The sequence below is a fragment of the Nostoc mirabile CHAB5784 genome (assembly GCF_020829645.1).
GTDB lineage: Bacteria > Cyanobacteriota > Cyanobacteriia > Cyanobacteriales > Nostocaceae > Nostoc > Nostoc mirabile.
In genome coordinates, this window is record NZ_JAIVFS010000051.1 from 1 (window position 1) to 13,193 (window position 13,193).

A 13,193-nucleotide genomic window follows, 5' to 3' on the forward strand; every position below is an offset into this window, starting at 1 on the left:
TTGAGGATAAATGGGTGATGAGGTATGCGTGACAAGCACCAAGTTATTGAGGAGCCGTGTGAGGTGAAAGTCTCATGCACGGTTTTGAAGACCAACGGGGTTGGTGACAACCTCGTTGAGTTTAATGAAATATCATTTAGAGCGCAGTTCTTGCTGTTCTTGCTGGGGGAAAGAGGCTTTTGGGATTTTTGCACAGATACGGTAATCACAAGTGATATCATGTCCGTATAATTAGTTATGATTTCCACAGTCATTGCACCCCACCCCTTAATCCCCTCCCCGCTTGCGGGGAGGGGAGACAAAGCGACGATTGTCGGGGTGGGGTTCTTCGGGTTTAATAAGTAATCAAGCGGACATGATATGATTCACCGGACTTGATATAAGTCCACGCTTAGTGGACTATAACCCTTACTCAGTCTTCAATAGATAGACTTTAGCTATAAGCCTCAGAATTCATTCTGAGGCGGTCGTCGGAACTGATGCAAGTTCTGAGTTAACGAGTCTTTGATACTCATTAATGAGGCTTAGAACTCCATTAACGAGTATTAAAGACTCGTGAATGAGTGTTTGAACTCCATTAATGAGTCTTTGATACTCATTAATGAGGCTCAGAACTCCACTCTTTTGCCCAATGCCCAATGCCCTCATCAATTAAACTGATTCAGAAACTTGCTCATCCAGACGGCGAAACAAAAACACCCAAAGTGGTAGGGAACTATTAATTGCAATTAGTCGCACTAAATGACCAGTTGTGACAATTTCAACATTATGATTCAATGCCAAGGAAACCAGAATCATTTCTGCTGATCCTCCTGGTGCTGTGACTAATAGACAGGTTAACCAGTCCCAAGAGGTTAATTGCATCGCAAGTATAGCAGCGATCGCTCCCGCTATTAGGGTCATCCCCACAGACATCAAGGCATAGCCGACAGTCTGCTTTCTAAAGTTGGGTTTGTCTCCCCAATATTCACCAATAGTAATTCCCAGCAGCATTTGACCCAATAAGTTTATTATTGGCGGCGGACTAAAGCTAATATCACCTACAAAAGGTAGCCAATGTAGCAAAGGATTAAACCCGATACCAATTAACAATGCACCAAAGAAATCGCCAGCCGGAATTTTAAATAATATAGCTGGATAAACTACTAATCCAGTAATTATTAGTACTAACAAAAGTAATTCTAGTTGAGATGGATCGAAATTGAGCCAAGCAGCGTTGATTGGGAGTGTTTGCGGATAGTAATTACCAGTTGATGTCTTAGCGATGAAGGGAATTAGAACAACTACTGAGGTAACGCGAATCGCCTGAACTAAGGCAACCAAACTAACATTTTTGTTGTAATCGGCGGCGATCGCTGCCATAATTCCGACACCACCAGGAACTGTAGCCAGCATTGCTGTTAACAGGTTGGTTTTGCTAAGGCGCGAGTAAATATAACCAATACAGGTTCCACTCAGCAGTAGAAACAAGGTAAGAAAAATAAATATGGGAATATTAGAAGCAACACTAGCTAGATTACCGTGAGCATTGGAAGCGCCGACAGTTAAGCCTACAAGTGCCATTCCCACTTTTCTAGCAGTGCGGTTTGGTTGGGGAGAATATTGATAAAAAATTCGACACCCTTGAAGAACTACTGTACCAGCAGCAATCCCGCCAAAGATCCAGGCAATTCTGCCAATTTGGAACTTTGCCAGAAGTAAACCCAGAGGTAATGCCAGAAGCATTTCCAAGACAAGGACAATCAGTTGCTTCGTAAATAGCTGTTGTTTGGTAACAACGGGACTTTCATGAGTGTGTTCTTCTAGACTGGGAGCAACACTTAGGCTTTGATTCATCGATATGAGCTTTTTTATTAATTTAACTATGCATTTAAGGTAATGCGATCGCACAAGATAACTAGGTTCGTAGTGAGCGCTAAAGCGCTCAAATCAAGGACTAAAGTCCTTACTACAAACTTATTCATCGATTAAAGTTGGTCTAGTGGACTACTAGTACCGCAAGGCGGAAGTCACGCATTCACGCCTGCTTTAATTTTGAGCTTTCTGGCTGTAATAAAATGGTAGGTTTATTTCCGCCTTGCGGTACTAAGTTTAAATTTACCGCGTGTTGTATTCAAACAAAAATGCCTATAGAGAGAGGATAGGGGCACAATGATCGTTGTGCCCCTACAAATAATTTGTATTCCTTTCAATGGTTCAGCCGTTTAATCTTCGTCAAGGGCTGGGAAAGCTTCTTCAAGCTGCCACAACCTATCTTTATTTTCAACGAACCAAATACGAGTTTCTGGAGTTAATTTACTCCAAATGTCTTCAACAGGAATGTGAGGAGATGCATATTGGTATTGCTGACCAAGTGATTTGAGATTGTCCGCCACATCATGGGGAATTCCGAATTGTTCCCAGTTAACTGTTATGTGTCTTCCCGAAACTCCGGCTGTGGGGTCAAAAACCAATTGTGCTGATCTGACTAAATCAGCAAAGTGTTTCGGTTTTAGTTTGGTGATCTCCTGAATTTGGAGTGATTCGTTATGCTCTTGAGACATTATCGCCGCAGTGGTAAAGATTAGTGATTCAGTTGAACTTACTGCCAGAGATTTTTATCCCAATATTTTTACTTTAGCGCAGAGCCACTAACTTGAGCATAACTTAACCACACAAGGGGTTTGAGCAAATTGTTTAAGGTGAGCAAACTTCCGGTACCCCAGTTCTAAAACCTGTTCCTGTTGTGGTCATGTTGTGGATGCGTTACCACTTGATATTAGAGAGTGGAATTGTCCAAGCTGCAATACTCATCACGATCGTGATGGGAACGCCGCGTTAATCATAACAGGACTTATATCATGTCCGCCAAATCACCCATAATAAAAGAACCCCACCCCCAACCCCTCCCCGCAAGCAGGAGGTTAGCTCAAGCGCAGCTTTTGCGGGGTGGGGTTCCGGTTATTATGGTTAATTACCGGGACATCATATTACGCAAACAATAGCCGAAACCCTTATTGTTAGGTAGGGGCAATTCATTAATTGCCCCTGAGCGCGTGTAGTTTTGCGTAAGTCCTACATAAGAACAGAAGGACTTCGGATATTATCCGTGGACGGAGGGAAAGAGAGTTCTTGCCGAGTCGATAGCGAAGCGGTAGCGAGTCTTCGAGCGTCGGCGGAGTAAGACCAACAAGCCGCAAGGTGGAAAGGCATTTGTCGATGAAACCGGAAGCCCACACTTCTCCTGACGGAGGAAGTGTGGGTAGTTCACTGACGAGTGTAGGAACGCTCAAAGTGAGTTTTGAGTGTATGAGCCATAGCGGATATTGCAACTGCTGCTATAGAAAGCGATATTGCTGCGATTCTAATTCTAGAATCATCTGCAAGTATTGCTACAGCAGCTAGAGCGATCGCTACCCCTATACAACTTTGCTTAACCGTATTTGTCACTTGATAAGCTCGATTGCAGGAACTACAGATAAGTGTGTGCCGCGAGAATCTGTCTAACAAAATTGGCTTTGGATTCAACTCACCATTCTCAACATTTTTCCATGTGGAATAGCCTTGATAAAAAGGCAAAGACGACCCAAATTTATCTAGCCACTTGCGGTACTCAACTACTAATGTGTCAGATGTTTTTAAAGGCAAATATAGTTCTTTGAGACTTGTTTGTAAGCGCTCAATTTCTGACTGTTGCCCCGCAATAAGAGGCAAATCCTGCTCTAATATTTTGTTGGTATTTAAGTGATCTAGCCAGCGTGGTCTTAGCTTGACTCCCCAAGTCATGAAATTACGATAACCTCTAGCTAAAAGACGGCATCGCCCTTTACCTAAAGGAATCGAATATAAAGCTAGTCCAAATGTCCAGCCTCGGTCTTCAATATAACCATTGTTCAGCACAAGACTTGGAGCAACAAAATCAATATACTTCCAGGCTTCATTTGATTTATTAATTCCCCGCCACCTACCTCGAATCCCCTGAGCCGAACTCTCTAGGACTTCTATTTCTAGCGGTTGAGCATTTTTGCGATTACTACCCCCCCTAGTGCCATGATGGCTAATAGCAACATGAGCCGGATCGGTAACGTTTTCTATTAGATATGTTTGGTCGTAAGGCAGATCCAATATAAAATCTGTATGCACGAATCCTGGCTTATCTAAATCTGGCAAAATTGGGATATTTTCATCAACAGCAGTTTCTTTTTCACCAGCCCACACCCAAATCATGCCTTGGCGTTCTACAACCTTAAAGGATGGCACACAAGCATTGACTGGAATTTTTGCATCTGCTGGTAATTGGGGAATGTGGAGACATTGCCCATCACTGCCAAACTGCCAACCATGATATAAACACTCAATTTTGCCGTCAATAATTTGTCCTTCGGAAAGTTTCGCTGTACGGTGAGGACAACGATCTGTTAAACAGATAAACTGTCCATCTTTGTTTTTGAACAAAACTAAAGGTTCATCGTACAACGAAAAGCTATGAGGGCGGTTGGCAGGCAAGTCTTGCACGAAGGTGACGGGATACCAGCATTGCCTCCAGTTAAATTCTTGCTTCTCCTCAAGCGTCTCAAAGGTAGAAGTTGGTGGTGTTGCCTGTAGTGTCTCTGTTTCTAATGACATAGTTTTCTCCAGGTTTCTATGATTTTAGACCTCAATACAGTTCAGTTAAGCATTTTTTCCTTCTCTCTGTGTTCTCTGCGCCTCTGTGGTAGCCTGCGGCAAGCCGATGCAGCGTCTACGTTAAAAAATTTGATTTCACAAAGGGTTTTAGCCTTAACCCAAGCGTATTGTTTTATACCTTTGTATTAGCAAATCTTTAGCCCCAGAGAGAGAACATTTCTAGGGTGAAACTTCAAAAATTAACATTTGCTTGTGGAAAACACCAAAATGAGTAAGTCATAAGGCATTTTACTTGCGGAAAACACCAAAATGAGTAAGTGTAAACTGGGGTTTGAGTAAGTAAAACGTCATTTTACTTGCGGAAAACACCAAAATGAATAAGTAAACTGGGGTTTGAGTAAGTAAAACGTCATTTTACTTGCGGAAAACACCAAAATGAATAAGTAAACTGGGGTTTGAGTAAGTAAAACGTCATTTTACTTGCGGAAAACACCAAAATGAATAAGTAAAATGGCATTTTGAGTAAGTCAAATGCCATTTTGATAAAGCATTTCAGTATTTTGAGAAAGTAAACAGGCATTTTGATAAAGCAATTAGGCATTTTGATAAAGTAATCAGCAAATATACCTGACAATTAAAAATCACAGATATACAAACAAAGCCGATGCTCAAATAAATTAAAAACTTTTCGGTATAATCTCTCAAGCGCAAACAAAGGTAATTGTCAGCTTACGTACCTTTGACCTCAGCTACTTATCTTCGATTAAAACTGTAACAGCAGCGATCGCAATTAACATTTCATCATTTTTATCATTGAGTTCGGGAATTGCCCGCCCTTGAACTACCATCCCCCCAGATTCTACGGTAAGGGTTTTCCGACCAAATGGTAGTACAGCTAATACCTCTTCTTCTCTAACTTGCTCTGGATATGGAACTGCTACCTGAACCTCTATAATCATTTCATTGGGGTGACTTAAGCCAGCAACCTCCCAAACACCAGGTAAAGCATTATGAGCGATCGCATTCCGTACTGCCCTAGATGCTGCTACTGTAGGTTCTTGTCCATGTTGATCTATTCCCATCCCCATCTCGATAATCAACCGTTTACGCGCCATTGCTACCTCCGGTAAATCTTTCATGTTTCACCAAAAAAAGCAGAGGGCTGGAGGCTCACTTGCAATACTGTATCGCTTCTCTACGAAAACCTTCACGTAGAGTCCTGCAATGAGAAGAGGTACACATGCCCCCTGCCCCCTGCCTCACCTCGACTGCGCTCGGCGACCACCTGCCTCCTGCCTCACACCATACGCTGCAGGCGACTCAGACGCTCTGAGTAACTTTTCATCACCTTGAGGGCAAACATGGGTGTTTCCTGAACGGCAAAAAGAAACCTTTTCTCATCAACGAAAGCAAGTTTGCTGTCCACCTTGGCAATAGCTGTGTAAGTTCTATTTTTTACTCCTACAAGTACCCCGACACCAAAAACTTCGCCCGTATCAATGGTTTCTACAACCTTGCCATTGACTAATATATCCACTGTTCCTTCCAGAATCCCGTACATGTGCTCACCTGGCTGTCCTTCTTCAAAGATGACTTCGCCTGCTGAAAATGCTTGAGGGTCGGGTTGTTTTTGAAAGATACTGACTGTTACTACAGGACTTAGCATTTAGAGCAACCCCAAAATTCTTGGTTTTTAGACGAAACTTTTTGGATAGCTTTAGGCGAACCCACAAAAGTATACTACTTTCTGTTGATTAACTCTCAACCTCCGCAAAATTTCTGATTAGTCCCCTAATCGCCTAGAAACCTCTCCCTGGTTTTACAACATAAAACCGTCCCTCTCCGACTCGGAGCTACGGTGTACACACAAGTGCTGTCCACATAGGTTTCAACTCTTTTACCCACATTTTTGTCAGAGTTAAACTATCACACTCACCGACATCCCGCCCAGAACTAAAGTTCAGCGGCTCATAACTGAAGTCCACGCTTTGTGGACTCAACGATCAATTTAGTCCACAAAGCGTAGACTTTAGCTATGAGACTCGGAATTCATTCCGAGGCGGGATATAGGACTAGTATTTGATTTTTGAAATGCACGTAGTGGACTGTCTACGCAAAATAGTGCATTAGACGTAGGTTGGGTGGAGCGGAGCGCAACCCAACATATATCAGGATGTTAGCAATGGCTTAGCCTCCACCCAACCTACAATTTTTTTGCAATCATTAAAGCCTAGACAGTCCATTACAAGACTACCGAGATTTTTTCAGAAATCAAATATGATTCCTATAGAAACGCAGTGCGAGATTTATTAATAAAGACATAGCTGCGACAAGACTTGTGTGTACACCGTAGCCGACTCGGAGAGGGAGAGACTTGAACGACTCCCCAGATAACGAAAATTACTAGAGTGAAAATTCAGCTTTTTGCTCCCCTCTTTGCTTGCCTAGCGGCAGGCTGACGCCAACAAAGAGGGGCTGGGGGAGAGGTCAAATAATATTTATCAAACTCACGTTAAAATAGCAAATTTTGGTTTTCATGTCATCTTCTATAATTAATAAAACCTGCACACCTAATTCTAGGCATGAGACTGTGACCGAATCAGGAAGTTACAAAGATACTGTAAACCTACCCAAGACTAACTTTGATATGCGGGCAAACGCCATCAAGCGTGAGCCTGAAATCCAAAAATTTTGGGAAGAAAATAAAATTTACGATCGCCTCTCCAAAAATAACCCCGGCGAATTATTTATACTGCACGATGGGCCTCCCTATGCTAATGGTTCTCTGCATAGTGGTCATGCTTTGGGTCAAATTCTTAAAGATATTATTAATCGCTACCAACTGCTACAAGGGCGTAAGGTTCGCTATGTCCCCGGTTGGGACTGTCACGGTTTACCAATTGAATTAAAAGTTTTGCAGAATATGAAGTCAGCAGAACGGCAAAACTTAACGCCTTTACAATTGCGGCAAAAAGCTAAACAATTTGCACTAGAAGCAGTAGCAGACCAAAGCACAAGTTGTATACGCTTTGGGATGTGGGGCGATTTTGAACACCCTTATCTGACTTTGCAGCCGGAATATGAAGCGGCTCAAATTGGCGTGTTTGGTCAGATGTTCTTAAAAGGGTACATCTATCGCGGTTTAAAGCCTGTTCACTGGAGTCCCAGTTCTCATACCGCTTTGGCTGAAGCTGAGTTGGAATATCCTGAAGGTCACGTTTCCCGCAGTATCTATGCAGCTTTTGCAGTTACAAGTTTGGCGGAAGCTGTAAAACCACTGCTGGCGGAATATCAGTCAGATTTGGGCGTGGCTATCTGGACAACTACACCTTGGACAATTCCAGGGAATTTGGCTGTGGCGGTAAATGCAGATTTGAATTATGCAGTGGTGGAAGTGGAACCCCACCCCCCAACCCCCTCCCCGCAAGCAGGGAGGGGGAGTGAGGAAGTAGCTTCCCCTTCTCCGTTAACGGGAGTGAGGTTCCGTTATCTCATCGTTGCTGCTGATTTAGTGGAACGTTTATCTTCAACTTTCGGAGTTGAGTTAACTGTAAAAGCCACATTTAAGGGGAATGATTTAGAACATACTACTTTCCGTCATCCTCTATTTGACCGCGAAAGTCCGATTGTTGTCGGCGGTGATTACATTACAACTGAATCGGGTACTGGGTTGGTACATACTGCACCTGGTCATGGTCAAGAAGATTACATTGTTGGTCAACGCTACGGTTTGCCCATCCTTGCACCAGTGGATGACAATGGCAATTTTACCGAAGAAGCGGGACAATTTGCGGGGTTAAATGTGCTGGGTGATGGGAATCAGGCGGTGATTGATGCATTAAATGCGGCTGGTTCTTTGTTGAAAGAAGAACCATACGCCCACAAGTATCCTTATGATTGGCGGACGAAGAAGCCGACGATTTTCCGCGCTACTGAACAATGGTTTGCTTCCGTGGAAGGATTTAGAGAAGAAGCACTTGATGCGATCGCAACTGTAAAATGGATTCCAGCCCAAGGTGAAAATCGCATCACTCCAATGGTAGCGGAACGTTCCGATTGGTGTATTTCGCGTCAACGCGTTTGGGGTGTACCCATTCCTGTTTTTTACGATGAAGCCACGGGAGAACCACTGCTGAATGAGGAAACTATCAACCACGTCCAAGCAATTATTGCAGAAATTGGTTCTGATGCTTGGTGGGAACTGTCGGTAGAAGAGTTGTTACCAGAATCCTATCGCCAAAATGGTAAGTCTTACCGCAGAGGTACAGACACAATGGATGTATGGTTTGATTCTGGCTCATCTTGGGCAGCAGTAACTAAACAGCGTCCAGAGTTACGCTACCCCGCTGATTTGTATTTGGAAGGTTCCGACCAACATCGCGGTTGGTTCCAGTCAAGTTTGCTTACCAGTGTAGCAGTGAATGACATTGCGCCTTACAAAACTGTGCTAACTCACGGCTTTGTTTTAGATGAACAAGGGCGTAAAATGAGCAAATCAGAAGGCAATGTGGTTGACCCAAATACAATCATTGAAGGTGGAAAAAATAAAAAAGAAGAACCACCTTATGGTGCAGATGTATTGAGGTTGTGGGTGTCGTCGGTAGATTATTCCTCTGATGTCCGCATTGGTAAAAACATCATTAAGCAGCTGAATGATGTCAGAGGTAAGATTCGCAATACAGCGCGGTTCCTGTTGGGTAGCTTGCATGATTTTGACCCCGAAAAAGATGCAGTTCCCTTTGAGGAATTGCCAGAACTTGACCGTTATATGCTGCACCGCATCACCGAGGTATTTGAGGAAGTAACCGTTGCCTTTGAGAGTTTCCAATTCTTCCGCTTTTTCCAAACAGTGCAGAATTTCTGCGTGGTGGATTTATCCAACTTTTATTTAGATGTTGCCAAAGATAGGCTGTACATCAGTACAACCGATGCTTTCCGTCGTCGCAGTTGTCAAACGGTGCTGAAGATAGCAATAGATAATTTAGCACGAGCGATCGCACCAGTACTATCCCACACCGCCGAAGATATCTGGCAATATCTCCCTTACAAAACACCTTACAAATCGGTATTTGAGTCCGGTTGGGTGCAGGTTGAGGAAAAATGGCGTAATCCAGAGTTAGCGGAATTTTGGTCAGCACTGCGACAACTCCGTACCGATGTTAACAAGGTGTTAGAACAAGCCAGGATAGAAAAACTCATTGGTTCTTCCCTGGAAGCGAAAGCTTTGATTCATATACCTCACAAACAGTTAGGTGATGCTATCAAAGCCTTTAACCCGGTTAAGGGTAACGGTATTGACGAACTGCGGTATTTATTGCTGACTTCCCAGGTGGAATTATTAGATTCTGCTCAAGGGTTGCAAGGATTAAAATATACAGCGCAGACGGAAGACTGGGGAATTGGTGTAGTGAATGCAGATGGGCAAAAATGCGATCGCTGTTGGAACTACTCTACTCATGTGGGAGAATCAGCAGAACATCCGTTAATTTGCGAACGATGCGTTGCAGCCTTAGCCGGAGAGTTCTAGTAAATATACGTCAGTTCAACGAACCTCTCCCTGCCTTGAACTAACGCTCTTCCATCACTCTGGTTAAAGAAAAATCTCAGCCAACTTTTAAACAAGAGACAGAAACTGGGTTTCGAGCTTTATTTTCTAACATTATGGCTAGAATCATCAGTTTTGCCTGAAAGCCTTATGTAGCAAGGATTATTCTTTTTCCTCTGGAGAGAGTGATGGAAGAGCGATATGGAGCTTCTTAAAAAATTGGTATTACTATATCAGCTTTAACTCAACATTAAAAAGCTAACAATTCTACTCAGGATTACTAATAGTTTTTTGCTGTTGATAACGCAGTTTAAACTGCTGTTGCTGTATTCTATGATCCACAATAGGTTCAGGATAACCAACAGCATGACGTTCTAAAGATGGAATTTTACCAGTAACTAAATATTCTGTATCTACAGACCGCAATTCTGACACCCATTGCCGAATATATTCCCCCTCTGGATCAAATTTTTGTGTTTGACTGGCTGGGTTAAAAATCCGTACAGGTTTAGGGTCCATGCCGCTAGAAGCGCTCCATTGCCAACCGCCATTATTGGCAGATAAATCACCGTCAATCAGGTGCTGCATAAAGTATTTTTCTCCCAATTGGGGATTAATTAGCAAGTCTTTGGTAAGGAAACTGGCGACAATCATTCGACAACGGTTGTGCATCCAGCCACTTTCATTCATCTGGCGCATTGCTGCATCGACAATGGGATAGCCAGTTCTCCCCTCACACCAAGCTTGGAAATATTCTTCGTTAGTTTCCCAAGGAAAGTTTTTAAAGGTGTCGCGGAAAGCACCATCAGCTAATTCGGGGAAGTTATACATTGCATGTTGATAAAACTCCCGCCAAGCTAATTCTTGTTGCCATGTGCGAATATTAACTGCTGTTTCTTCACTGCGGCTGTTTTCTAGTGCTTCTATCGTGGCTTGCCAAACGGTGCGAATGCCAATTACGCCAAATTTTAAAGCTGCACTCAGTTGCGATGTTCCGTCCACTGCGGGGAAATTTCGCTGTTTTTGGTATTCAGTAATAGCTTTAGCAGTAAATTCCTCTAGCCGTTCTTGCGCCGCCGCCTCTCCCGGTGAAATAATCAATTCTCCATCCCAAATAAATCCTAAATCTTTGGCTGAAGGTAGCGTTAAGGCTCCTGCAAGTTTAGCAATTTCCTGTTCAGCTTCTGTTAAACCCTCAACATTTTTCAGTGTTTCTACTGGGTTCGCTTTCGGTTTGGTAATCCAATTTTTCCAGAAGGGAGTGTAAACCGTGTAAGGTTGATTGCTACCGGTGCGTAATTGCTCTGGGGAATTGAGAATTTGATCCCAGTTTTGGTTAAGAAACTGAATGCCTTTTTCTTTGAGGGCATTTATAATGGTGCGATCGCGTTCTTGCGAATAAGGTTCTACATCCCAATTCCAAAAAACAGCTTTGGCATTTATTGCTTCTGCTAAAGCTGGTATCGCTTGTACAGGATTGGCGTGGAGTATTAATAACTGGCTACCAACTTGAGCATATCGCTCTTGGAGTTTCTGCAAACAGCCAATCATATAAGTTACTTTTACAGGAGCAACATCATCCCGTTCCAGAATATTCAAATCAAGACAAAACACGCCCACCACTTTCGGACTCTGTTGTTTTGCCGCAGCCAGTCCCGTATTGTCAGAAATGCGTAAATCGCGCCGATGCCAAAACAGAATTAAGTCAGACATTCCATGCTAGATATAGTTCACCCGTACTAGCTTAAATGCTAGTGGTATCAATGAACATCATTCTGGCGATAAATTTATTTTGTGGGTGGGCATTGGCAATTAGTTATTCCCCATTCCCTATTCTCCGGTTTGTCAGTCGGAATAGTGGCTTATTAGCTCAAAGTTGAGTATACTCTTCTTAAGAGTTAATTAGTCTTTTTGTCATGGCTAACCTACTACTTGATGACGGTACGATTGAGAGCGATTTAGGCGAAATAGCTCTTGAACTTGCCCCTCTTGGCATTCAACTCAGACACTACGACCCAGGAACATCGCTTCTCTTGCTCAATCTGCTAGACCAAGACGTTTTAACTGAGTCTGAGAAACGTTATTGTGTGGAACTCCATAACAGCGTTTTTGAATTTATTCAGCAAGAAAATGGCGCTCTGTGGTGTGACTTGCTAAATGTGCATCCAGGTTCCTTTAATCTTCACCACCTGATAACAACCTACGACCGTTACCATATTCATCCTGCGGCTGAACCCCTCTACGTGTTGGCAGGAGAAATGATTTATGGCTTTGTGCGACCTAATGGTAGTCAGGTAAAGCTTTTAGTTCAGGCACAAGATTATCTCTACATTCCCGCCGGCGTTGAGCATTGGTGCAGCCCAACTGCATCGTTGAATTTCAAAGGGATACGCTATTTTGCGATGCCTGCGGCGGGCTGCGCCAACGCAGAAGGTTGGGTTCCCAAGTATACAGGTACTCAAGTTAGTGATTCGCTCAATAAGCCGCGTTAAGGCTTAATTTTCAATTTTCTGTCGTACCAACGATTAATAAACTCTTCTATTTTGGCATCATCAAATGGCTGGAGTTGATAGTGCGGCAAAGCTGGTAATTGTGTAATAGATCAAAACACTAAAGGCACTAAACGACCAGGTAGTTTTGACATTACCCAACAGTACCAGCAGAGTGATCGCTATGCCTACAAATACAGGTGGCAACAATTGCCCCAATTGCTACCCCCCTAATTCTCGTTTCATATCATGTTCGCATAATTAGTTATGATTTCCACAGTCATTGCACCCCACACGCTATCCGGCTCCACTTGGGGAGACCCCAAGACCGCACTGGCTCCCCAAAATCTCCCCTCCCCGCAAGCAGGAGGGGAGACGAAGCGACGATTGTCGGGGTGGGGTTCTTCGGGTTTAATAAGTAATCAAGCGAACATGATATCAGTTGGGGTGGAGAATTTGTGGCGGACATCTTTGATCTCCCTGTTTAGATTGCAAGATGTAGTGTTCATGAGTGAGGATATCACGACACAAAGGCTTGCAGATAATTATAATTT

9 protein-coding genes and 1 pseudogene are annotated in these 13,193 nt (G+C 43.2%); 3 read left to right on the forward strand and 7 right to left on the reverse strand.

Annotation, left to right across the window (positions count from 1 at the left end):
- Positions 1-651 precede the first annotated feature (651 nt).
- Both LC653_RS26310 and LC653_RS26315 read right to left on the reverse strand, forming a co-directional pair.
- On the reverse strand, positions 652-1,836 hold the full coding sequence (locus LC653_RS26310; protein ID WP_229497650.1) for an AbrB family transcriptional regulator: 1,185 nt from the start codon (positions 1,834-1,836) through the stop codon (positions 652-654).
- Positions 1,837-2,204: 368 nt separating this feature from the next.
- Positions 2,205-2,543 (reverse strand): hypothetical protein, encoded by a 339-nt coding sequence (locus tag LC653_RS26315; protein WP_229497651.1) that lies wholly within the window; start codon positions 2,541-2,543, stop codon positions 2,205-2,207.
- 154 nt (positions 2,544-2,697) lie between these two features.
- Between LC653_RS26315 and LC653_RS26320 the strand changes: the two are divergent.
- Positions 2,698-2,826 (forward strand): annotated as a pseudogene (locus LC653_RS26320) (zinc ribbon domain-containing protein); the annotation flags it as partial.
- Positions 2,827-3,246: 420 nt separating this feature from the next.
- On the opposite strand, the gene LC653_RS26325 reads toward LC653_RS26320, so the two are convergent.
- The 3 genes from LC653_RS26325 to LC653_RS26335 form a co-directional block, all read right to left on the reverse strand.
- Positions 3,247-4,605 carry an aromatic ring-hydroxylating dioxygenase subunit alpha gene (locus tag LC653_RS26325; protein WP_229497652.1) on the reverse strand — a complete coding sequence of 453 codons (1,359 nt, stop codon included), beginning with the start codon at positions 4,603-4,605 and terminating at the stop codon, positions 3,247-3,249.
- Positions 4,606-5,354: 749 nt separating this feature from the next.
- Positions 5,355-5,720 carry a Lin0512 family protein gene (locus LC653_RS26330; protein WP_229497687.1) on the reverse strand — a complete coding sequence of 122 codons (366 nt, stop codon included), beginning with the start codon at positions 5,718-5,720 and terminating at the stop codon, positions 5,355-5,357.
- A 182-nt stretch (positions 5,721-5,902) separates the two neighbouring features.
- On the reverse strand, positions 5,903-6,271 hold the full coding sequence (locus LC653_RS26335) for a Crp/Fnr family transcriptional regulator (RefSeq protein WP_229497653.1): 369 nt from the start codon (positions 6,269-6,271) through the stop codon (positions 5,903-5,905).
- Between the two features lie 924 nt (positions 6,272-7,195).
- Between LC653_RS26335 and ileS the strand changes: the two genes are divergently transcribed.
- Positions 7,196-10,132, forward strand: coding sequence for an isoleucine--tRNA ligase (gene ileS, locus LC653_RS26340; protein ID WP_229497688.1), 2,937 nt, complete (start codon positions 7,196-7,198; stop codon positions 10,130-10,132).
- A 285-nt stretch (positions 10,133-10,417) separates the two neighbouring features.
- Here ileS and LC653_RS26345 read toward each other — a convergent pair whose 3' ends face one another.
- Positions 10,418-11,863 (reverse strand): deoxyribodipyrimidine photo-lyase, 8-HDF type, encoded by a 1,446-nt coding sequence (locus LC653_RS26345; RefSeq protein WP_229497654.1) that lies wholly within the window; start codon positions 11,861-11,863, stop codon positions 10,418-10,420.
- 203 nt (positions 11,864-12,066) lie between these two features.
- Here LC653_RS26345 and LC653_RS26350 point away from each other — a divergent pair, with 203 nt between their 5' ends.
- Entirely contained in the window at positions 12,067-12,642 is a 576-nt protein-coding gene (locus LC653_RS26350; RefSeq protein ID WP_229497655.1) for a cupin domain-containing protein, read from the forward strand.
- Between the two features lie 60 nt (positions 12,643-12,702).
- Here LC653_RS26350 and LC653_RS26355 read toward each other — a convergent pair whose 3' ends face one another.
- The gene (locus LC653_RS26355) at positions 12,703-12,858 is read right to left on the reverse strand and encodes a hypothetical protein (protein WP_229497692.1); all 156 of its coding nucleotides are present in this window, start codon (positions 12,856-12,858) and stop codon (positions 12,703-12,705) included.
- Positions 12,859-13,193: the final 335 nt, after the last annotated feature.

Coding starts and splice junctions, on each gene's coding strand:
- LC653_RS26310 (WP_229497650.1), bottom strand. CDS start 1,836: ATGAATCAAAGCCTAAGTGTTGCTCCCAGTCTAGAAGAACACACTCAT.
- LC653_RS26315 (WP_229497651.1), bottom strand. CDS start 2,543: ATGTCTCAAGAGCATAACGAATCACTCCAAATTCAGGAGATCACCAAA.
- LC653_RS26325 (WP_229497652.1), bottom strand. CDS start 4,605: ATGTCATTAGAAACAGAGACACTACAGGCAACACCACCAACTTCTACC.
- LC653_RS26330 (WP_229497687.1), bottom strand. CDS start 5,720: ATGGCGCGTAAACGGTTGATTATCGAGATGGGGATGGGAATAGATCAA.
- LC653_RS26335 (WP_229497653.1), bottom strand. CDS start 6,271: ATGCTAAGTCCTGTAGTAACAGTCAGTATCTTTCAAAAACAACCCGAC.
- LC653_RS26345 (WP_229497654.1), bottom strand. CDS start 11,863: ATGTCTGACTTAATTCTGTTTTGGCATCGGCGCGATTTACGCATTTCT.
- LC653_RS26350 (WP_229497655.1), top strand. CDS start 12,067: ATGGCTAACCTACTACTTGATGACGGTACGATTGAGAGCGATTTAGGC.